Origin of the sequence: Aquabacterium sp. (assembly GCF_041909175.1) — a bacterium.
Classification (GTDB): domain Bacteria; phylum Pseudomonadota; class Gammaproteobacteria; order Burkholderiales; family Burkholderiaceae_C; genus Aquabacterium.
This window is the reverse complement of sequence record NZ_JAYRDZ010000012.1, coordinates 1-21425: the sequence shown is the minus strand read 5'-3', so window position 1 is coordinate 21425 and position 21425 is coordinate 1. Positions and strand designations below refer to the sequence as shown.

The following is a 21425-nucleotide window of genomic DNA, read 5'->3' as shown; positions in this document are numbered from 1 at the left end:
CCCGATGCACACGGGGGATCAGATAGCCTGCTGAGTCATGTCTCCACCCCGTGGGGAATGGCGCTCCAGCGCAGTGACCCGCTCCACGTCCACCCGTGCCGCCCGCCCCTTGTAAACCTGGGCTTTCAGCCACGCGCACTCGGCCGTCAAGGCGTCATCGTCAGACACGGTGGTATGCCACACCTTGCGCTCCGCATCCCAGCGGTAACCACGCTCCTTGAGCACATCCTTGGACTCGAAGGGTGACCCCGTCGCCATCACGCGGTAGCTGACGCGCTGGGCCTTGTCCCACAGAGCTTTCAAGCCTGTCACGCCAGTCAGCGGCAGCGGTGCCATCAATACGGCCAGCAAGGCATGGCAGTCCATCTCGGCACGGTGGGCATCATAGAAAAAACCCAATTCGGACGCCAGGAACTCCAGCTTGGCTGAGCCACGCCCTTCAGCTTGCCAGTCGACCTCGCTGACCGAGCACGCCCACGGAACCTCTGCGAAAAAGGGAAACCGGGCTTCTACGAAGCCTCGGTCGAATCGGGCATTGTGGGCGATGACCAGATGCACCCCATTCAGCAAGCCTTTCACCTGTTCATCGTCGAGTCGCTTGCCAGCCACCATCTCATCGGTGATGCCAGTCACCCGCCGGGCTGGTTCAGGAATCGGCATGCCCGGGTCTTCGAGCTCGTCGAAGACCTCCACCACCTTCACCGCCTGCCCCGTGCTGACATCCACATCGACCAGCACCATGGCCAACTCGATGATGCGGTCGCGGCGGGCGTCCAGTCCGGTGGTCTCGGTATCCAGCACAGCAATGCGACGCACGGCATCACGCGGTGCCTTGTGCCCGAATTGGCGGGCAGGCTGAAGACGACGCAACACCCGGAAATCAGGGTGCGCATCAAGAATTTTCGCCAATGACTCGGGCGCGTCAAAAACTGGATCAAGCAAGGGGGTATCGTTCATGCAGTGCAGCATAGCGCCTCCCGGAAGCCCCACATGACGGATACCGCGTCAAACGACCGCCCCGAGTTGAACCAGTTCTGGAACCAGAGCCCTGACGACCTGGGCAAGGCCTTGGAGAGCAGCCCTGAGGGGCTGAGCATGCAGGAGGCTGCCGACCGCTTTCAGCGCTACGGCCCCAATACCGATGAGCACCACCGCCCGGAAGGCACCATGCGGGCGATCGGGCGACGGCTGCTGGAACCCCTCTCGATGATCCTGCTGGCCGCCGCGCTGGTGTCGATGTCGACCGGTGACGCCACCGGCGGCGCGATCATCGTCGTGATCCTGGGCCTGTCTATCGGGCTGGACACCTTCCAGGAGGGCCGTGCACGCCAGGCGGCCGACATGCTCAAGGCTTCCGTGGCCATTCAGGCCGAAGTGCGACGTGACGGGCAATTCCGCACCGTCCCGGTCGACGAGGTGGTGCCCGGTGATGTCGTGCGTGTCCGCGCCGGCGACATCATCCCCGCTGACGCGCTGGTTTTGAGCAGCGATGGTTTCACCGCAGGCGAAGCCGCCCTGACCGGTGAGCCTTACCCAGTCGAAAAACTGCCTGGACAGGTCGCAACCACCGCCCCGGCGGAAGCGTCCAACGCCCTGTTTCGCGGTGCTGTGGCCGAAACCGGCGAAGCCCTGGCCATGGTCGTGGGCACCGGCCGACAGACTGTGTTCGGCGCAGCAGCGGCCGCCATGGTGGAGACACAGGCGCCATCCCCCTTTCAGCGAGACCTGCACGCATTCAGCCTGGCCATGGCCCGGCTGACACTGGGGCTGGTCGTGGTGGTGCTGAGCGCCCACATGATGTTCGGTCGCCCCTTGCTCGAATCACTGATGTTTGCCGTGGCCCTGGCCGTCGGGCTGACCCCCGAGTTGCTGCCCATGATCACCACCGTGACGCTGTCCAAGGGCGCCCTGCGAATGGCCCGGCAGAAAGTGATCGTGAAACGCCTGGCCTCCATCCACGATCTGGGTGCCATGACCGTGCTGTGCACGGACAAGACTGGCACTTTGACGGAAGCGAATATTTCGGTCGCCAGCAGCCTGCTGGCCAATGGCGACGCCCACCCGCAGCCGGCCTTGCTGGGCGCCGTTGCTGCCGACCTGGGCGGCGACCGTGGCGCGCTCGACAACGCCCTGCAGCAAGTTCACCCTGACGCGGGCAAGGACTGGACGCTGCTCAGCCGACAGGCTTTTGACTTTCACCGTCGTGTGGGATCCGTCCTGGCTCGCTCACCGCAAGGGCAGGAATGGCTCATCGTCAAGGGCGCCCCCGAGGCGGTCTTTGCCCTGTGTACCCAGGCTCGACAAGCTGGCGATGAGTGCAGCACCTTTGACGACCAGGCCATGCAGGCCGCCATGGCGCGCGTTCATGCCCTGGCAGAAGACGGCCTGCGCACCGTGGCCGTGGCCTCCCGACCCTGGGCAGGCGCAGCACATGAACTTGATGCCGCAGACGAAACCGGCCTGACCCTGGAAGGCCTGTGTGCCTTTGTCGACCCCCCCAAGGCCACGGCGGCCGCCACCATTGCCCGACTGGCTCGCGCCGGCATCGGGTTGAAGATTCTCTCTGGCGACGACCCGGTGGTGGTGCGGCACCTGGCGGCTCAGGTGGGGCTCAAGGCAGACCGTGTGCTCACCGGCGCCGACATGGCCCAGCTCAGCGATGCGGCGCTGGCCGTGCAGGTGCAGCAGGTTGACGCCTACGGCCGGCTGGCACCTGACCAGAAGTCGCGCATCGTGCGCGCGCTTCAGTCGCGCGGCGCAGTCGTGGGCTTTCTCGGTGACGGCATCAACGATGCCCCAGCGCTGAATGCAGCCGACATCGGCCTGTCGGTGCAGGGAGCATCCGGCGTGGCCCAGGCAGCGGCCGACATGATCCTGCTTGATTCAGGACTGGATGTGGTGGCCGACGGCGTTGAAGAGGGCCGCCGCACTTTCGTCAACATCCTCAAGTACGTGCGCATGGGCGCCAGCTCCAACATCGGCAACATGCTCTCGATGGCCGTGGCTTCGCTGTTTCTGCCTTTCCTGCCCATGCTGCCCATCCAGATTCTGCTCAACAACCTGCTGTACGACTGCTCGGAAATCGGTATCCCCTTCGACTCCGTTCGCCCCCAGGCCACAGCCAGGCCGCAGGTCTGGGACATGCACGGCCTCGTCCGTTTCGCCGGGGTGATGGGGCCGCTGTCTTCGGTGTTCGACCTGCTCACCTTTGGCGGCCTGCTGTATCTGTTCCGCGCCGGTGAAGAAGCCTTCCGCACCGCATGGTTCATCGAGTCCATGGCCACGCAGATTCTGGTGATCTTCGTGATCCGGACGGCGGGCCGCCCCTGGCGAGACCTGCCCAAATGGCCACTGACGCTGTCATCACTGGCAGCCTTGGCCGTGGCGCTGATCCTGCCGCTGAGCCCCTTGGGCAGCTGGCTGGGTTTCGCACCGCTCAGCGGCGGCGTGCTGCTCGGTATCACCCTGCTGGTGCTGGCCTACCTGGCCTGTGCCGAAGCGCTCAAGCACTGGGCGATGCGGCCTCCTCGCCACCGCCATCCGCACCCGAATCACCCCCCGCTTGCAATTTAAGACGACTGGTCATATTATTTAAAAACCATGGCACGCACCGCAGACAAGACCGACATCCCCAAGCGCCTCGCGAAAGCGGGCTACGAGCTGTTCAACCAGCACGGCTACAACGCCACCGGCATCCAGCAGATCACGGATGCCGCGGGTGTGCCGAAGGGGTCGTTCTACAACCACTTCGACAGCAAGGAAGGTTTTGCTGCGGTCATCATCGGCAACTACATCCAGTGGATGGGTGAGCAATGGGCACTCTGCCTGGCAGATGCCCCGAGCGACCCGCTGGAGGCCCTGCGCCACGTGTTTCAGCGGTTCACGGCCTATCACGAGCAATCGGCCACGCCCGGCTGCCTCATCGGCAACTTTGCCGCCGAGGTGTCCGAGTCCAGCCCTAAATGCCGTGAAGTGCTGCAAACCGGCATGAACCACTGGCGGGACCACCTCGCCACACTCCTCGCACGCGCCCAGCAAGCTGGCCAGGTTCGCACCGACATGGATGCGACCACCCTGGCGGTGCTGTTCTGGGACATGTGGGAAGGCGCCCTGCTTCGCATGAAAGTGGAACAGGACAGCCGAGCGCTGAAAGAAGCCGTGAGCGCCATGCTCGACCACTTTCTTCAACCCTGACACGCAACCGGAGCCGCATTCAACATGGCAACGAACCAACCTGACGCCCTGTTCCAACCCTTCAAGCTGGGCGACATCGAACTGGCCAACCGCATGGTGATGGCCCCTCTGACGCGTAACCGCGCCGACAAGGGCAACGTGCCCGCCGACATGGCAACGGAATACTACGCACAGCGTGCTTCCATCGGTCTGATCATCGCCGAAGCCACCCAGGTGTCAGCCCAGGCCCAGGGCTACATTGCCACGCCTGGCCTGCACACCCCCGAGCAAATCGAAGGCTGGAAGGTTGTGACGAAGGCGGTGCACGACCGTGGCGGCAAGATCTTCGTACAGCTGTGGCACACCGGCCGCATGTCGCACACGGTGTTCCAGCCCGGTCATGCCGCGCCTGTGGCCCCGTCGGCCATCCGCGCCAATGCCAAGACCTACATCCCGGGTGAGGGCTACGCCGACACCTCGGTGCCGCGCGCCCTGGAAACCAGCGAAATCGCCGGCATCGTCAACGATTTCCGCACCGCTGCACGCCACGCGATCGAAGCCGGCTTTGATGGCGTGGAAATCCACGGTGCCCACGGCTACCTGCTGGACGCCTTCCTGCGCGACGGCGCCAACAAGCGCACCGATGAATACGGTGGCAGCATCGAAAACCGTGCCCGCTTCCTGCTGGAAGTGATGGCCGCCGTGATCGGTGAAATTGGCGGCAAGCGCGTGGGTGTGCGCATCTCGCCGGTGTCGCCGGTGAACGATTCCAGCGAAAGCAACCCGCAACCGCTGTTCGAGCATGTGGTGCGCGAACTGGAAAAGCTGCACCCGGTCTACATCCACGTGGTGGAAGGTGCCACCGGTGGCCCGCGCGACATCGCCCCGTTCGACTACGAAGCCCTGCACCGCCTCTACAGCGGTGTCTGGATGGTCAACAACGGCTACACCAAGGAAATGGCTCAGGAAGCGATCGCCTCCGGCAAGGCCGATCTGGTGTCCTTTGGCCGCGCCATGATCACCAACCCGGACCTGGTGCGCCGCTTCAAGGAAAACGCCCCCCTGAACGAACTGTTCAAGGATGCGCCCCTGTACGGCGGCCAAGGCCCGCACGGCTACATTGACTACCCCGCTCTGCCCGCCTGATATCAGTCGGCTGAACGCATGAGGGAGTCGAGCGTCAAGTCGTAGGCAGCGCCAAACTGGTCGAGGAAATAACGCAATTCAGGCGTCATCGTCTCTTCCAGCTTGGCGTGAATCTGCTGCGCAGCCTGCTCGAACTCCCGGTTGCCATAGCGCAACTCGGCCTGGCACTTGAGCCAGGCCGCCAACCTGTCTGCCGTCTTGATGAGCCGAGCCTCATCTTCCGGCCACTGCCGATGGTCAAGCGCCCGCTCGATGGCCGGACGCACCGCAGCAGGCAACAGCGCGAGCATTTCGCCGCTCACTTCGTTTTCCAGATTGGCCGATGCATGACGCATCGCCGGAGAATATTTCACCGGCGTGGGCAGATCCCCCGTGATGGCCTCTGTCGCATCATGAAAAAGTGCGCGCGTGGCCACCGAATTGGGGTCACAGGGCAATCCCAGCACATCCCGCCGAATCACCGCCAGCGCGTGGGCCAGGATGGCCACTTCCCAGCTGTGCTGAGCGACGTCTTCCTCCACCGCATTGCGCATCAACCCCCAACGCTTGATGAAGCGCAAGCGGGACAGGTGGGCATAAAAAGGGCTGCTGGAGGCCATGACAGTGACAACTTTCCAAGATAGATCAATACCGGGGGGTGTATCTTCGCGCGACAATCCGGCCTCATGAGCGGCGATTTGGGAAAAATTCTGTTGATCGGCTTCGTGCTGTTTTTCGGCACGCTGGCTTGGCACGCCTGGCGGGATCGTCAGGCCAGCCAGTCCTGGCCGTATGTTGACGGAGACATCACACAATCCCGCCCACGCACCCATAACGTCAGTGAAAGCCAGGTCGCCGTACCCAATCATGATTGGGATGTCGAGCTCAGCTACCAATACGTCGTCAATGGTACGACGTACACCGGCCGCCGCCTGAAAGCGATGGGACCGCGCTATTTCTCCGAACAGGAAGCGGCTCAAGCCCTGCAGCCCTTCCCGGTCGGCGCCAAGGTGAAGGTCTATTACGACCCCGCCAATCCGCAGTCCAGCGTACTCATACCTGGCTGAGTCGCACCCCATCACCGTCACGCGCCATGGCCACACTCGACGACAAGCACCGCACCGACCTGCTCAATCGGCTCAAGCGAGCCGAGGGGCAGTTGCGAGGCATTCAGCGCATGATCGAGTCAGGCGAGCCCTGCATGCAGATTGCCACCCAGATGGCCGCCGTACGCAAGGCGCTGGAAAGCACTTACGTGCGCATGACGGTGTGCTACATGGAGCAGCAGCTGCAAGCCTGCCACGGGGCAGACCGCGAGAACCACCCCGAAGACATGAAGACCGTCCTGGAGGACGTGGAATCCCTGCTCGGCAAGCTGCGCTGAGCCCTGTTGCACTCAGTTGAACCGCCAGGACCAGATCAGGTCAAGCGCATTGTCTTCACCCGCTTGCGCCCGCAAGGTCACGCGCTGGGCCAGCCGATAGACCAGTTGCCAGCTACCCGTTGTCGCGTTGAGGCTGCGCTCATATCCGACATACCAGTGCCGCGATATCTGCTTGCCGACATTGACCACGGTGGTCTGCACGTCTCCGCTGCTCTTTTGTTGAACTGACAAGGTATCGAGGCCAATGGCCGAGAGCACCGAGTCCTTGGGCGAGCCGTTTTCCCCCACCAGCAAGGCCGATGCCGCCGTTTGCAGCAAGCCGATGTCCGCACCAGCCAAGCCGGCAGGACCGCGCCCCAGCACCAGCCAGGACAGCTTTTCAGTTTCAGACATGGAAGTGTCCGAATACAGCCGCACACGAGGCTCCTGTGCCGTGCCCGATATCTGTACACCTACCTTGACCTCGGTTTGAGCTGATGGGGACTGGGGACGCAGCGCCAGGATATCGAGACGGGGGTTCTCAACGGGGCCGTTGAACGTGATCGAGCCATGGTCGATGGTCAGCTTCTGCCCATACGCCGCATATTTGCCCGATACCGTGCGGACCACGCCGTTCAGGGCTGGTCGCCCATTGGGGGTGGTCAGGCGCAGATGGCCTGCCAGCAAGGTCTCCAATCCTCGCCCCTTGAGTTGCAACTTGCTCCCCAGATCAACCGTCAGATTCACCTGCAGCTTGCGTTTGGCGCCCTGTGCGGCCTCGACATCCTGAGCCGCGTCATCCGACGCCACCTCGCCGGGCCGGTTGATCACATTGACGTCGTCACCCAAAGTCGGTGCGTCTGAGCGACTGATGTCGACCAGCCCCTCATCAACCGTGAACTGGCCATCCACCTTCAGGTCGTCCTCGCCCATCTCGATCACACCCTGGCCCGATACCAAGGCACGGCGGTCAATGCGCTGCAGCAAGGCAAACCGATCAGCGCGCACATTGAGCTTGACCTGAGGCGACTCGTTCGATGCCCCGAGCCGAGCATCGCCGGTCACCGACACCAGCCCGCCGCTTTGGTCTGACGCACCATGCGCAGCCAACTGCGTCAAGGTCACGTGGTCACCATCCAGCGACAGGTCGAGCACACCATCGGCCAGATTGACGCCCAGCAAGGCGTTCCCGACTGACAGCGCCTGCCCCTTGACCGACCCTGTCAGGCCTGGGTGCATCAAGGTGCCAGACATCGCCACATGCGCCTGTACCTGCCCACCCAGACGCCAGCCCGCAGGCATCCACACGCCCCACGGACGCAGGTTGCCAATGTTGAGATCCAGCGCACCAGAGACCGCATCACCACCAGCTGGCAGGCGAGACGGGTCTTTCACCACCACCTGTTGGGCACCCTTGACGGTGCCGAGCACCCGCCCTTCAAACTGCTGGGACAAGCTCCAGACCCCCTGCCGCCCGGTCAGACTCACCACCGCCACTTTGATACCCAGGCTCTGCCGTGTGTTGCCCTGGATGGAGGGCTCGGACAAAGACAAGTCACCTGATTGCCGCTCCAATCGGCCGTCAGCCTGCCATGATTCGCCCGGGCGATGCACCAGTTGCACATGCCCCGCGACCATCAAATCGCCGCCCCACCCAGCTTGCGGCTGCCAGCGCGCCAGCACATCGGCCAGGGCGAAAGGTGTGATCTCCATCGCCAGGTTGATCTGCGACTGCTCGATGCCGCCCCCCTGCCGGGGATAGGACAACACGAACTCCTTGACACGTGTCTGGGCGCCAGCGAGGTTGAGTGCAGATGCACCGACCTGCGCATTCAAGGCCTGCTCATCCAGTCGCCAACTCATGGGCATGGTGTCTGCCACCAGCATGTCCTGAGGCTTGCGTTCCACCGTACGCAGTTGCAGGTGGCTCACCTCGCCTCGCCAACCCAGCACGCCACCACCCAGCCAGCCACCCTGAGACAACCAGTCCAGGTGCGCAGCCCTCACGGTGGTGCGCGGGTGGGCTCCTGACGAGGTGGTACTGAGCTGTACATCACCCTGAGCTTTCAGCCTGTGGCTGGCAGCCGAGCCCGAGAGTTGTGCGACAAACTGATTCAGCCGGACGTTGCCAACCCGGCCCGCAGACAGATTCACGGAACCGGACACGGGCGCATTGCTGGAGGCCATCTGCCAATCCCACTGCCCCACCGTCTTGCTCAGCTCCATCGGCACTTGCTGGGGCGATGTGGCTTTCAGACCATCCGAATGCAGATTGCCATGCACACGCCATGCGGGCCAAACGCCCTCGACACCGACGTCTGCAGCCAACTGTCCCTGGACGTCGCGCCAGCCCAACCAGGCCAGCAAGGGCTGCCACGACCCAACAACCGGCGCCTGCAACGAAGCGGCCAACTTCACCGAACGTTGCGCGGACCAGCGCACCTGTCCGGCCTGGCGCTGAACAGGAACGTCACCCGCCAGCGTGAAGCGGTTACCAGCCAGCTTGAGGTCTGACTGAACAGACATGTCAGCGCGCCCGGCCGGCGCCACCCAGTTCACGCTGCCGTCCAGAGCCAGTCCGGACAGCATGCTCTTGTCCAGGTGAGCGGAAGCCTGCCCCTGCAGCAAGCCATCCACATCCAGGCGGACACTGCCTTGCAGACGATGCGGCCCGGGAGGCAGCCACGTCGATGGCAACCAGGCCAGGGGATCGAACTCTTTGAGATCAACCTGCGCCTGCACCTGCCAGACCGGATGCTGAGGCGGCAACAGCACCTTGCCGGTCACGCGCGCCTGTACGCCACCGGACAGCAGCCTCAACTGCCGAACCAGAACCTCCCCAGGCGTCCAGCTGCCATCCAGGTCTGCAGAAACCGGTCGGTTGGCAACGGCACTGCTCGAATCCGTTCTCACGCCAGACAGTTGCGCAACAACGGACAACTTCTGCCAGTTGGGATGACCGTCCTGCGCGGCATCGGGCTGCACCCGCAGTTCGCCACCCACACGCAAAGGTGGCGCGCGACCATCCATCGACTTCAGGTCAATGGCGGTGAGTCGTGCCTGCACGCGCGTCTGCCCTGCAACAGCCAGATTCCACGGGCCTTCCAATTCCAGCCGCGCCTTGGCATCAGGCGAAGGCAACACGGCCCTGGCTGACAAGCAGCCCTTTTGCCACCACGCGGACGATGTCGTACCAGCCAGGCTGGATGGGCTGTCCAGCCAGACATCGCCATCCAGTTGCGTGAGTGGCACCCTCCCTGCATCCCAGGGGCCTGAGGCCGGATTGCGCACATGTACCACGCCATGCAGGCTGGCCGTGCGGCTGCCTTTGGGCTGTTCGTGGATGATCTGAATCTGTCCAGTCACCGCGGTACGCGGAGCCTCTGGCCAGACTCGAGCCAGATCCAGCCCCTGGGACTGAACCGACAAGGTGTGTACCGGCCAAGCCGCAAAAGGCGCCAACTCGCCCTGCCAACTCAGGGACTGCGCGCCGGTTTTGCCACCCGTCAGACTGATCGCCCCCTGCGCTGACAGCTGCGATAAAGGCCCTCGCAAGCTCAAAACCGCTGCGCCGACGGGCACCTGTGCCGCAGTGCCACCATCTTGCTGCTGCGCCTTCAGATTCAGTTGGGTCTGTTTGAGCCCGTGCACGCCCAGATCGGCTTGCCCCTGAAGATGCCAGCCGGCGACATCCAGGCTCGTCAATTGGAGGCTATGGCCACGCCCCCCCACAGCTGAAGACGGGCGCTGCAGGCGCAGGGACGCCACCAGTTGCGCAACCGTCTGCGTGCCCAGCAGGTTGCTGGCAAAGCGCCCCACCTCCACCCGCTTCACATCCAGCGAAAAAGGCACCGAGAGTGCAGGCTCGCCCTGAGCCGGCGTTGCTACCGGGTTGCTGACCCATTTGAGTTCGACCTCTCGCGCCTGCACACGATCGGCCCGCAGGCCGAACTGCCACAGCACCCCAGGGTCATAGGCCACGCTCAGCTTGCTCCAACTGGGCTCAAGCAGCGTCAATCGGCCCCCTCGGGGCATGTCTATCTCGATTCGTGCCGCAGCGAAGTCGCCCAGGAGTGCCCCGCTAGGCGCCACCACACGCACGCCGGGAAGCCAGTCCAGCACCTGAGCGGTGCCACCGGGTGTCCGCAATATCCACCATGCTGCCCCGGCTGTGAGCGCAATCGCCAGCCCCCCCGCCGCCAACAAGCCGAGCACGGTTCGCCAGACCACACGGCCCACCTGACGCATGCGCCCGTGCCCGTCACTCACAGCGCGATCCCCACACTGAAATGCACGCGCCATTGGTTCGCATCCACACCACGTGCAATGTCAAAACGCAAAGGACCGACCGGGCTGCGCCACCGCAAGCCCACACCCAAGCCCTTCACGAAACTGAGGTCGCTCAGGTGGTCGGACACCGCACCGGTATCGACGAAGGCCGCCCCCAGCAAGCTGGGCATCCGGGAGGACAACACATGGGCCAACTCGATGCTGCCCGTCGCCATCGCACGCCCCCCCACCGTGGCGCCGTCCTTTTCAATGCCCAGGCTGTTGTAGTCATAGCCACGCACCGAGTTGTCACCGCCCGCATTGAACAGCAAGGTGTCTGGCACGCTCACACTGCCCCTGGCCAGCACCTGCCCCACCTCGGCCCGCGTGGTGGCGTACCAGCCCAAAGGCAGCGGCTGATACCAGACCACCTTGCCGTAAGCACGGCCGAAACCACCGCTGCCACCGATGCGCGCAAAACTCTGCCCCAGCGCCAACGTGGTCGTCAGGGCAATGCCTTTGGTTGGCAGCAATTGATTGTCCACATCACGCCAGGTCCATTGCGTCGTGGCATCGACGGCGGATGCGTCAGACACATGGTCACCACTGCTGTTATCTACCTTGGCATGGATGTATTCAACGTAATGGGTCCGCTCCAGGCGATCACCTTCCTGCAGTTGACCAAAACGTGCGCCTTCACTCGTCTTGACCGAATCGTCCGACTGAAGCTCACGCGCCAACTGGAGCGCCGAAGTCCAGCGTCGACGGCCTTTCAACGGCGCGGAGGTGAATGTGGACTCAAAAGACGAGTCGTCTTGGCCCAGCTGGAGCTTCAACTTCGACTGCCAATCGGTTCCAAACACATGACGATGCACATGTTCGGCTGATACGCGCGGCCCGGTGTCACTGCTGATCCCCACACCCAGCGTGGCCTGCTGCAGCAACATCTCCCGAACCTGCACCGACACGACCGCGGCATCGGCCTGACTTTCGTCAGGGGTCAGCGTCACGAAGACGTTGTCAAACAAGTCGAGCTTCTGGATGCGCTCCTGAAAATCCAGCAGTTCTTTCTCGGTGACCAATTCACCTGTGGTGAAGGGCGACACATTGAGAATCGTGGACGCACTGTGGTACTTCAGGCCCTCGATGTCCACATGGCTGAATCGAAACGCCGGCCCGCTGTCTGCCACGACAAACAACTTGGCCGTGTGCGCCTGCGCATCGACGGTGGCAGCTGCACCACTCCAACTGGCCATCGGATAGCCCTGTGCCCGCAGTCGTGCCAGCAAGGCGTTCTTGGCTGCAGCCCACTCGTCCTGCCGGAAATCACTGCCCACCGGCAGAGTCCACTGCTCCGCCAACTGGGTCTCGAGTGCCAATGCCGCCTTGTCGCCCGCATCGGCCTTCACATCCAGGGTGCCTTCAAACATCAATTGGACCTGAGTGACCCTTGTTTTCGGACCCGGATCGACCACCAGCGTGATCACCAGCGGTTGGCCCTCGACCTCATCGCCCACACTGGTGGTGATGGTGGCAGCAAAATAACCCTGAGCTTCGATCAGATCCCGAGCCTGATCAGGCATGGCTGCTACCAGGCGCCGCAACTCGCTGCGACTGATGGTCGTGGTTGTCATGAGAGGAAGCGTGGCGGCCTCAGAGGCTGAATTAGCCGGTGCGTTGGCCGCAGATTGGGCTTCTACCCGGTAGCGGGCCAGATCCAGATAGCTCGACAGCAGCTGGCGAATATCGTCGGGCGCCTTGATTTCCAGCCGCCAGTCCGGTGGCGGACGCCGGACACGCGATGGGGCACTGGCAGCAGCGTCGGGCGCCATGGCAGCCACAGCGCCCCCCTCTGCCGAACCTGGCACCGATGTGGAAGGCGATTGTGCACAAGCACAAGCGCTGACCAGCAACAAGCCCGCCGCAGCCAAGAAACCAGAGAGCAACCTCGCCATGGATCCGCTTTATTTGCTCAGCAGCCGCATGGCACCATCAAGCCCCTGCAAGCTGAGCGGGAACATGCGGTTGCCCAGCAACTGACGCATGACCGACACGCTCTGACGGTACTCCCACACACCCGGCGGTTCAGGATTGATCCAGGCGAAGTGCGGGAAGGCATGGGTCAGGCGTTGAATCCACTCGGCACCCGGCTCTTCGTTGTTGTATTCGACCGAGCCATAGGGCTGCAGAATCTCGTACGGACTCATCGTCGCATCACCAACAAAGATCAGCTTGTAATCCTTGTTGTACTTGCGGATGACATCCCAGGTCGGGATGCGCTCGGTATAGCGGCGGTGGTTGTCCTTCCACATGAAGTCATAGACGCAATTGTGGAAGTAATAGAACTCCAGGTGCTTGAACTCGCTCTTGGCGGCCGAAAACAGCTCGGCCACGCGGTGGATGTGGTCGTCCATCGAGCCACCGACATCCATCAGCAAAAGCACCTTCACCGTGTTGTGACGCTCGGGCACCATCTTGATGTCCAGCATGCCGGCGTTGGCCGCGGTGGCATGGATCGTCTCATCAAGTGCCAGTTCTTCTGCTGCGCCCTGCCGCGCGAACTTGCGCAAACGGCGCAAAGCCACCTTGATGTTGCGGGTGTCGAGTTCGATCGAGTCGTCGTAATCCTTGAACTCCCGCTTGTCCCACACCTTCACCGCACTGCGATGACGTGAGCGATCCTGACCAATGCGGATGCCTTCGGGGTTGTAGCCATAGGCGCCAAAGGGCGAGGTGCCACCGGTGCCAATCCATTTATTGCCCCCCTCGTGACGCTCCTTTTGCTCCTCGAACAGCTCCTTGAGCCGCTCCATGAGCTTGTCGAGTCCGCCCATCGCTTCGATGGCAGCCTTCTCTTCGGGCGTCAAATCACGTTCGAAGCGCTTGCGTAGCCACTCGGCAGGCAGATCGCGTGTCAGGTCGAGCGCCTGCGTGGCGCCATGGAAATAGGCCCCGAACGTGCGGTCAAACTTGTCGAAATGGGTCTCGTTTTTCACCAGCGACATCCGCGCCAGATGATAGAACTGGTCCACCGAGGGTTCAATCACACCGCGTTTGAGCGCATCGAGCAAGCTCAGATATTCCGGAATCGTGACCGGAAGACGAGCCGCGCGCAAGGCAAAGAAGAAATCAATGAGCATGTGAAGTCCTGCCAACTATGTCGTATTTTGGCCTGTTATCGGGTGACGTGCAGTAACGGGACGAACAGAAATCAGGGTTGCCCCGCTCATCTCGCGCACAGAGTCCGCCGTTAAATTGACAACATGGATGTTCACCACCTCTTGCTGTCGGTTGTCGTGCTCACGCATGCCCTCATGGCGCTGACCTGGTGGACTGCCGGGGCCTGGCTAGGCTTGTCTCGCAAAGCCGCCATGCACTGGTTTGTGTCAGCTCTGGCCAACGGGGCCGCGCTGGCCCTGATGGCCGCCAACACCCGCGCAGCCGATGACACCACCCTGGTGCTACTGGCCGCTGTCTGCGGCCTGTTTGCCCAGGTCTCCACACGCCGCGGCCTGCAGTCCTTCCTGCGCATACACCGCACCGACCTGGGACACGTGCTCGCCGCGCTGGTGACCCCCCTGTTTTGCCTGGCCATCTGCATCCCCTTGAACTGGAAAGCCGCCGGCATCACAGCTTGCGCGGCGATCTATGCGTGGGGGCTGGTACAGACAGCCCGCGAGTGCCACCGCCCGCTGATCATGGAGTTCGAACCAGGCATTTCTCTTGCGCATGGCATCCTGCAGTCCACCGCCGGACTGATTTTTGCCGGGCTGAGCCTGAGTGAAATGATCCCATCGAGCCTCTGGCCAACGGGCTGGCCAGACCGCACTTTGACGCAGTATGGTGTGGTGTTTCTGGGCATCGTCGCCTCGATCCTGTCGTGCTTCGTGCTGGGCTACATCGTTGTGCGGCGCCTGGTGATGAAACTCGAACACCTGTCTCATCATGACGCCCTGACCGGCTTGCTGAACCGGCGCGCCTTCGAGCACCTGCTGGACCGCGAAGTGGTGCGCATGCAGCGCTACGGCGAGCACTTCACCTTGCTGATGCTGGATGTGGACCACTTCAAGCGCATCAACGACTGCTACGGGCATGCTGCCGGAGACGCCGTGCTGTGCGCCGTATCGGCCACGCTGAAGGAGCATGCCCGCGAAGTGGACCGGGTGGCCCGCTTTGGGGGAGAAGAGTTCTGCCTGCTGTTGCCACAAACCCTGCACGAAGGTGCCCTGCTTGCCGCGGAACGACTGCGTCAGGCCGTCAGTCAGACCAGCGTGGCCTGGAACGGAGAACTGATCAAGGTCACCATTTCGACCGGGCTGGCTACTTCACAAGGGCGTGAAGAGCCCTTGTCTGCGCTGCTGCACCGAGCCGATGAGGCGCTCTACCGTGCCAAAGCAGAAGGGCGCAACCGTGTGGTGTGCGCCCCTCTATTGCATCTGGCCTGACCGCCTCGAAGCTTATCGGTTGTTGCGGGCCATCTGCACCAGTTTTTCAAACAGGCTCAAGTCCTGCTCGTTTTTCAGCAAGGCACCCACCATGGGCGGCACACTGACCTTGTCACCCTCGCCATGCAGCACTTCAGCCGGAATCTCTTCGGCCAGCAGCAGTTTCAGCCAGTCAATCAACTCCGACGTGCTCGGCTTCTTTTTCAGGCCCGGCAGATTGCGCACCTCATAGAAGTGGCGCAGGGCCGCACTGACCAGATCATTCTTGATGTTCGGGTAATGCACGTCCACGATCTGCTTCATCGTGGTCGCATCTGGGAAGCGGATGTAATGGAAGAAGCACCGACGCAGGAAGGCATCAGGCAGATCCTTCTCATTGTTGGAGGTGATGATCACCAGCGGGCGATGCTTGGCCTTGATCATCTGACGGGTCTCGTAAACGTAGAACTCCATGCGATCGATTTCACGCAGGAGGTCATTCGGAAACTCGATGTCGGCCTTGTCGATTTCGTCAATCAGCAGCGCCACGGGCTGCTCGGCTTCAAAGGCTTGCCACAACACGCCCTTGACGATGTAGTTGTGGATGTCCTTGACCTTTTCGTCACCTAACTGGCTGTCGCGCAAACGGCTGACCGCGTCGTACTCATAAAGGCCTTGCTGGGCTTTGGTGGTCGATTTGATGTGCCATTGCAGCAAAGGCATGCCAAGGGCTTCGGACACCTGTTCAGCCAGCATGGTTTTGCCCGTACCCGGCTCACCCTTGACCAGCAAGGGGCGCTGCAGGGTCAGCGCTGCGTTGACGGCGAGCTTGAGATCGTCTGTGGCAACGTATTGGTCGGTACCTTGAAACTTCATGGGGCGTCTGCGCTAGGAAAGTGGTCAGTTGCGACGAGTATAGGCCGAACCCCGAAAAGCTTCAGCCGGTCAGATTGACGTGATCCAGCGCTGAACTGAATCAGAGATCAACAATCAGATTGCCAGTACTCAGCAGCCGGGCAATAACCTGGGTGTCGGGTGCATGGCTGTCCAGCCCCATCGCCAGACGCAAGTCCACGCCTTCCAGCACGATGCGCTGGGTTTCCTGCGGCAACTCTGTTGGCGTTTCGCCGAACCCGCCGGTGGCACTGATGCGCACGATGGTCGAACCAGCCGACGAGGTGGTGTCGAAATCCAGGAAATGGTCGAGTTGGCCACCTGATCCGCCCTGCCCTGCAGTCAACACATCTCGCAGATCAAGCACATCTCCCCCAGCCGCTGGCGCGGCGGGGTTGAAATCGGCGATGACTTCGGACTTGACGGCAGGGGCTGACGCTGTAGAAGCGTCAGCCAATTGCCATTCAAAGGTGCCCGGGTCAGAAGACGGAAAGTCACTCATGGGGTGGATGGTCAATCCGTCTTCAAATTACCGTTGGTCAGCAACGTCTGGATGATGGATGCATCAGTACCAGCCCCCAGATTCACACCCGTCAAGATGATTTGCTGGTCTTCAGCTGTGTAATTGCCCGTTGTGAAACCACCAGCCGTGCTGATATGGATGGTCGTTGTCCCACCAACTGTTGTGAAATGCAGGTAGTTCGTCAGGTTGCCCACGGCCGTACCAGTGTGCAATTCGCCTTGCAACAGGTCTCGCAGATCCAGGACATCGCCGCCACTGCTGGCGGCAACCGTGCTGAAACGTGTCACCGTGTCCACAGCCGCGCTACCTGCCGTTCCTGCATCAGCCAGTCGCCAGACGAAAACGTCCGTAGTCGAATTTTCAGTCGCAGTTGTGGTGTTCCCTGTCAGGGTGTCGTTGCCGGCTCCCCCCCACAGCACGTCAGATCCAGCGCCACCAACGAGGCTGTCATTGCCATCTCCGCCAATCAGCACATCATCACCATTGCCTCCATTGAGGGTGTCATTACCACCCAGACCCAGGATTTCATCGTCGCCGGTGGTACCGGTCGTCGAGGCGCTGGCACTGGTACCAATGGTGTATGTCGTCGTCGAAGAAGTGTCCAGGGTGACAGTGGAGGTCGTCGAGGCCGTACTGCCGTTCGAACTTTCTGTCGCCGTTGCTGTCACCGTCAGCGTCACGCTGTTGTCAGCTGACGTGCTGCCACCCAGGATCGTCAGATCATGGAGATTCCAACTCGAAATGTCCGTTGAGGTAGACGAACTGGTTGCCGTGAAGGTATGCACCCCATCGGTCAAGGTGTAGCCCACAGGCACACCGCTGGCGGTCAATGCCAGCGTCTCGGACCCGTCTGTGTCAGTCAGGGAGGCCGTCACGTTGGCCAAGGTCAGCTTGGCATAGCCAGAAGCAGGGTAATACCCGCCATCACCAATCGACACCAGCGAGCCTGCCACCGACGAGAACGAGGTCGTTGATGTGTAGAGATTGAAGTTCGAGGTACTCAAGTCGACTGATGTGGCACCATCCACCGACACATTCAAATCGAGTGCGGACGCACCATCACCGTTGTAGTAGTCAACCTCGATGGTGTAGTAACCCGACACGGTCACCGTGTAGGCGGTGTAGGTTGAGACATTGTTTCCATTTGTCCCCGTCCCCGTTGTAGCCGAACTCAGATCACCCCAGTTGTTGTACCCGGAGGCAACCACCGTCGTGCCACCAATTTTCACGACCAAGGTGTCATCTCTGGTACCGGTAATCAGATAGGTGTGCCCAGCCTCCAGATAGATGTAGCCGTAATAGCGCTGGGCCGTATCAACCGCCACGGTTGATGTCACTGCCACATTGGTCACGGTAGTTGAACTCGTGGCCGTTGCAGCCTCGACACCAGCCTCAAAATTGGTCGGTGACGACGCCACCGTGGTATCCACAGTCGAAATATTGGTGTAGGTGTAGCGCGTCAAACCAACGCTGGTCGGTACCGTGATGGAACCGGCAGAAGTGGTTGTGGTGATGGCCAACGTCGGGGCGTCAGCAACCGCTGTGACCTTGATGGCGCTGGTGTCCGTGTCCGTCAGCGTGCCGCCAGAGCCGGTGTTGCCACCGTCGCTGGTCGTCATCGTCAGCGTCGCCGTGCCGTTCGCATTGGCCACCGGCACATAGGTCGGTGCCGTCGTGCTCGACGCCAGATAGCTGTTGATGTCAGACAGTGTGCCAGTCAACGTGACCGTGCTGGTGCCCGTGCCCGTCACCGTGACTGAGCTCGAGCTCGTAGCTGTGAGCGTGCCGGTATCAACCGCCAGCGTCACCGTGATCGTGCCGCTGCTGGCATCCACGTCCGTCACCGAGATGCCCGTCAGCTTGACGGATGTGTCTTCGTTGGTCGTGAAGCTGCTCGGCAGTGTGTTCACCGGTGCGTCGTTGACCGCACTGATCGTGATCACACTGGTATCAATATCCGTCAGCGTGCCGCCAGAGCCGGTGTTGCCACCGTCGCTGGTCGTCATCGTCAGCGTCGCCGTGCCATTGACGTTCGATGCCGGCACGTAGGTCGGTGCCGTCGTGCTCGACGCCAGGTAGCTGTTGATGTTGGCCAGCGTACCAGTCAAGGTGATCGTGCCCGAGCCCGAACCACTCACAGTCACCGAGCCCGCGCTCGCTGCCGTGATCGTGCCGCTCGTCACCGCCAGCGTCACCGTGATCGTGCCGCTGCTGGCATCCACGTCCGTCACCGAGATGCCCGTCAGCTTGACGGATGTGTCTTCGTTGGTCGTGAAGCTGCTCGGCAGTGTGTTCACCGGTGCGTCGTTGACCGCACTGATCGTGATCGTGCTGGTGTCCGTGTCCGTCAGCGTGCCGCCCGTGCCGGTGTTGCCACCGTCGCTGGTCGTCATCGTCAGCGTCGCCGTGCCGTTCGCGTTGGCCACCGGCACATAGGTCGGTGCCGTCGTGCTCGACGCCAGGTAGCTGTTGATGTCTGTCAGCGTGCCGGTCAGCGTGACCGTGCCTGTGCCCGAGCCGCTCACGGTCACCGAGCTGGTGCCCGTCGCCGTGATCGTGCCGCTCGTCACCGCCAGCGTCACCGTGATCGTGCCGCTGCTGGCGTCCACGTCCGTCACCGAGATGCCCGTCAGCTTGACGGATGTGTCTTCGTTGGTCGTGAAGCTGCTCGGCAGTGTGTTCACCGGTGCGTCGTTGACCGCACTGATCGTGATCGTGCTGGTGTCCGTGTCCGTCAGCGTGCCGCCCGTGCCGGTGTTGCCACCGTCGCTGGTCGTCATCGTCAGCGTCGCCGTGCCGTTCGCGTTGGCCACCGGCACATAGGTCGGTGCCGTCGTGCTCGACGCCAGGTAGCTGTTGATGTCTGTCAGCGTGCCGGTCAGCGTGACCGTGCCTGTGCCCGAGCCGCTCACGGTCACCGAGCTGGTGCCCGTCGCCGTGATCGTGCCGCTCGTCACCGCCAGCGTCACCGTGATCGTGCCGCTGCTGGCATCCACGTCCGTCACCGAGATGCCCGTCAGCTTGACAGATGTGTCTTCGGACGTCGTGAAGCTGCTCGGCAGCGTGTTCACCGGTGCGTCATTGACCGCACTGATCGTGATCGTGCTGGTGTCCGTGTCCGTCAGTGTGCCGCCTGAGCCGGTGTTGCCTCCGTCGCTGGTCGTCATCGTCAGCGTCGCCGTACCGTTTGCATTGGCCACCGGCACATAGGTCGGTGCCGTCGTGCTCGACGCCAGGTAGCTGTTGATGTCTGTCAGCGTGCCGGTCAGCGTGACCGTGCCCGTGCCCGAGCCGCTCACGGTCACCGAGCTGGTGCCCGTCGCCGTGATCGTGCCGCTCGTCACCGCCAGCGTCACCGTGATCGTGCCGCTGCTGGCGTCCACGTCCGTCACCGAGATGCCCGTCAGCTTGACGGATGTGTCTTCGTTGGTCGTGAAGCTGCTCGGCAGTGTGTTCACCGGTGCGTCGTTGACCGCACTGATCGTGATCGTGCTGGTGTCCGTGTCCGTCAGCGTGCCGCCCGTGCCGGTGTTGCCACCGTCGCTGGTCGTCATCGTCAGCGTCGCCGTGCCGTTCGCGTTGGCCACCGGCACATAGGTCGGTGCCGTCGTGCTCGACGCCAGGTAGCTGTTGATGTCTGTCAGCGTGCCGGTCAGCGTGACCGTGCCTGTGCCCGAGCCGCTCACGGTCACCGAGCTGGTGCCCGTCGCCGTGATCGTGCCGCTCGTCACCGCCAGCGTCACCGTGATCGTGCCGCTGCTGGCGTCCACGTCCGTCACCGAGATGCCCGTCAGCTTGACGGATGTGTCTTCGTTGGTCGTGAAGCTGCTCGGCAGTGTGTTCACCGGTGCGTCGTTGACCGCACTGATCGTGATCGTGCTGGTGTCCGTGTCCGTCAGCGTGCCGCCCGTGCCGGTGTTGCCACCGTCGCTGGTCGTCATCGTCAGCGTCGCCGTGCCGTTCGCGTTGGCCACCGGCACATAGGTCGGTGCCGTCGTGCTCGACGCCAGGTAGCTGTTGATGTCTGTCAGCGTGCCGGTCAGCGTGACCGTGCCCGTGCCCGTGCCGCTCACGGTCACCGAGCCCGCGCTCGCTGCCGTGATCGTGCCGCTATTGACTGCCAGCGTCACCGTCATCGTGCCACTGCCCGCGTCCACGTCCGTCACCGAGATGCCCGTCAGCTTCACCGACGTGTCTTCGTTGGTCGTGAAGCTGCTCGGCAGCGTGTTCACCGGCGCATCATTGACCGGCGTCACGTTGATCGTGCTCGTGCCCGTCACCGTCGATGTCCCGTCGCTCACCGTGTAGGTGAAGCTCGTGCTGGTCGCGCTCGCCAGGTCCGCCGGCGCGTCGTATTGCAGACCCGCCAGATCGGCGCTCGTGAGCGTCATGCCGTTGCTCACCGCTGTGCCATCGGCCAGCGTCACCGTGCCCACGCTCGGCAGGCCCGTCACCGTGATCGTCAGGCTCGTGCTGTCCACATCGGTCGGTGCGCTCAGGCCCAGACCCGTGTTTTGGCTTTCTTCGGCCACCGTGATGCTCGACGAACTGGCCACCGGCGCATCATTGACCGGCGTCACGTTGATCGTGCTCGTGCCCGTCACCGTCGAAGTGCCGTCGCTCACCGTGTAGGTGAAGCTCGTGCTGGTCGCGC

The 21425-nt window shown here is 62.5% G+C and carries 14 protein-coding genes; 6 read left to right on the top strand and 8 right to left on the bottom strand.

Annotated features, from left to right (window positions below; translation table 11 throughout):
* Positions 1 to 18: 18 nt before the first annotated feature.
* Positions 19 to 957, bottom strand: coding sequence for a 3'-5' exonuclease (locus ACE3PH_RS14725; RefSeq protein WP_374320415.1), 939 nt, complete (start codon positions 955 to 957; stop codon positions 19 to 21).
* A 33-nt stretch (positions 958 to 990) separates the two neighbouring features.
* Here ACE3PH_RS14725 and mgtA point away from each other — a divergent pair, with 33 nt between their 5' ends.
* Genes mgtA through ACE3PH_RS14710 form a run of 3 tightly spaced genes read left to right on the top strand, consistent with a single transcriptional unit; the run spans position 991 to position 5319 of the window.
* Positions 991 to 3573: a magnesium-translocating P-type ATPase gene (gene mgtA / locus ACE3PH_RS14720; protein WP_374320413.1), complete on the top strand. Its 2583-nt coding sequence runs from the start codon at positions 991 to 993 to the stop codon at positions 3571 to 3573.
* A 27-nt stretch (positions 3574 to 3600) separates the two neighbouring features.
* Positions 3601 to 4194, top strand: coding sequence for a TetR/AcrR family transcriptional regulator (locus tag ACE3PH_RS14715; protein WP_374320411.1), 594 nt, complete (start codon positions 3601 to 3603; stop codon positions 4192 to 4194).
* A gap of 24 nt (positions 4195 to 4218) precedes the next feature.
* Positions 4219 to 5319, top strand: a complete 1101-nt coding sequence (locus tag ACE3PH_RS14710; protein WP_374320409.1) for an alkene reductase — start codon at positions 4219 to 4221, stop codon at positions 5317 to 5319.
* Positions 5320 to 5321: 2 nt separating this feature from the next.
* Here ACE3PH_RS14710 and yfbR read toward each other — a convergent pair whose 3' ends face one another.
* Positions 5322 to 5918, bottom strand: coding sequence for a 5'-deoxynucleotidase (gene yfbR / locus ACE3PH_RS14705; RefSeq protein ID WP_374320407.1), 597 nt, complete (start codon positions 5916 to 5918; stop codon positions 5322 to 5324).
* A gap of 66 nt (positions 5919 to 5984) precedes the next feature.
* On the opposite strand from yfbR, the gene ACE3PH_RS14700 reads away from it, so the two are divergent.
* Together ACE3PH_RS14700 and ACE3PH_RS14695 are read left to right on the top strand one after the other, a co-directional pair.
* Positions 5985 to 6365 (top strand): DUF3592 domain-containing protein, encoded by a 381-nt coding sequence (locus ACE3PH_RS14700; protein ID WP_374320405.1) that lies wholly within the window; start codon positions 5985 to 5987, stop codon positions 6363 to 6365.
* Positions 6366 to 6391: 26 nt separating this feature from the next.
* Positions 6392 to 6682 (top strand): metal-sensing transcriptional repressor, encoded by a 291-nt coding sequence (locus tag ACE3PH_RS14695; protein ID WP_374320403.1) that lies wholly within the window; start codon positions 6392 to 6394, stop codon positions 6680 to 6682.
* A 12-nt stretch (positions 6683 to 6694) separates the two neighbouring features.
* On the opposite strand, the gene ACE3PH_RS14690 is transcribed toward ACE3PH_RS14695, so the two are convergent.
* The 3 genes from ACE3PH_RS14690 to ACE3PH_RS14680 form a co-directional block, all read right to left on the bottom strand.
* Positions 6695 to 10930 (bottom strand): translocation/assembly module TamB domain-containing protein, encoded by a 4236-nt coding sequence (locus tag ACE3PH_RS14690; RefSeq protein ID WP_374320400.1) that lies wholly within the window; start codon positions 10928 to 10930, stop codon positions 6695 to 6697.
* Positions 10927 to 12762 (bottom strand): autotransporter assembly complex family protein, encoded by a 1836-nt coding sequence (locus ACE3PH_RS14685; RefSeq protein WP_374320398.1) that lies wholly within the window; start codon positions 12760 to 12762, stop codon positions 10927 to 10929. Before ACE3PH_RS14685 ends, ACE3PH_RS14690 begins: the two co-directional genes overlap by 4 nt.
* Before the next feature lie 132 nt (positions 12763 to 12894).
* Positions 12895 to 14070: a VWA domain-containing protein gene (locus ACE3PH_RS14680; RefSeq protein WP_374320397.1), complete on the bottom strand. Its 1176-nt coding sequence runs from the start codon at positions 14068 to 14070 to the stop codon at positions 12895 to 12897.
* A 123-nt stretch (positions 14071 to 14193) separates the two neighbouring features.
* On the opposite strand from ACE3PH_RS14680, the gene ACE3PH_RS14675 reads away from it, so the two are divergent.
* A complete protein-coding gene (locus tag ACE3PH_RS14675) occupies positions 14194 to 15375 on the top strand; it encodes a GGDEF domain-containing protein (RefSeq protein ID WP_374320395.1) in 1182 nt (393 codons plus the stop codon).
* Between the two features lie 12 nt (positions 15376 to 15387).
* Here ACE3PH_RS14675 and ACE3PH_RS14670 read toward each other — a convergent pair whose 3' ends face one another.
* From ACE3PH_RS14670 to ACE3PH_RS14660, 3 genes are all read right to left on the bottom strand, one after another.
* Positions 15388 to 16230, bottom strand: a complete 843-nt coding sequence (locus ACE3PH_RS14670; protein WP_374320393.1) for an AAA family ATPase — start codon at positions 16228 to 16230, stop codon at positions 15388 to 15390.
* Between the two features lie 100 nt (positions 16231 to 16330).
* A complete protein-coding gene (locus ACE3PH_RS14665) occupies positions 16331 to 16750 on the bottom strand; it encodes a type I secretion C-terminal target domain-containing protein (protein WP_374320391.1) in 420 nt (139 codons plus the stop codon).
* A gap of 11 nt (positions 16751 to 16761) precedes the next feature.
* Positions 16762 to 21425 (bottom strand): beta strand repeat-containing protein (locus ACE3PH_RS14660; protein ID WP_374320389.1); only part of this gene is annotated, 4664 nt, incomplete at its 5' end.

Bases quoted from the DNA above. Each gene is read 5' to 3' on its own strand.
- ACE3PH_RS14725 (WP_374320415.1), bottom strand. From the start codon at position 957: ATGAACGATACCCCCTTGCTTGATCCAGTTTTTGACGCGCCCGAGTCA.
- mgtA (WP_374320413.1), top strand. From the start codon at position 991: ATGACGGATACCGCGTCAAACGACCGCCCCGAGTTGAACCAGTTCTGG.
- ACE3PH_RS14715 (WP_374320411.1), top strand. From the start codon at position 3,601: ATGGCACGCACCGCAGACAAGACCGACATCCCCAAGCGCCTCGCGAAA.
- ACE3PH_RS14710 (WP_374320409.1), top strand. From the start codon at position 4,219: ATGGCAACGAACCAACCTGACGCCCTGTTCCAACCCTTCAAGCTGGGC.
- yfbR (WP_374320407.1), bottom strand. From the start codon at position 5,918: ATGGCCTCCAGCAGCCCTTTTTATGCCCACCTGTCCCGCTTGCGCTTC.
- ACE3PH_RS14700 (WP_374320405.1), top strand. From the start codon at position 5,985: ATGAGCGGCGATTTGGGAAAAATTCTGTTGATCGGCTTCGTGCTGTTT.
- ACE3PH_RS14695 (WP_374320403.1), top strand. From the start codon at position 6,392: ATGGCCACACTCGACGACAAGCACCGCACCGACCTGCTCAATCGGCTC.
- ACE3PH_RS14685 (WP_374320398.1), bottom strand. From the start codon at position 12,762: ATGGCGCCCGACGCTGCTGCCAGTGCCCCATCGCGTGTCCGGCGTCCG.
- ACE3PH_RS14680 (WP_374320397.1), bottom strand. From the start codon at position 14,070: ATGCTCATTGATTTCTTCTTTGCCTTGCGCGCGGCTCGTCTTCCGGTC.
- ACE3PH_RS14675 (WP_374320395.1), top strand. From the start codon at position 14,194: ATGGATGTTCACCACCTCTTGCTGTCGGTTGTCGTGCTCACGCATGCC.
- ACE3PH_RS14670 (WP_374320393.1), bottom strand. From the start codon at position 16,230: ATGAAGTTTCAAGGTACCGACCAATACGTTGCCACAGACGATCTCAAG.
- ACE3PH_RS14665 (WP_374320391.1), bottom strand. From the start codon at position 16,750: ATGAGTGACTTTCCGTCTTCTGACCCGGGCACCTTTGAATGGCAATTG.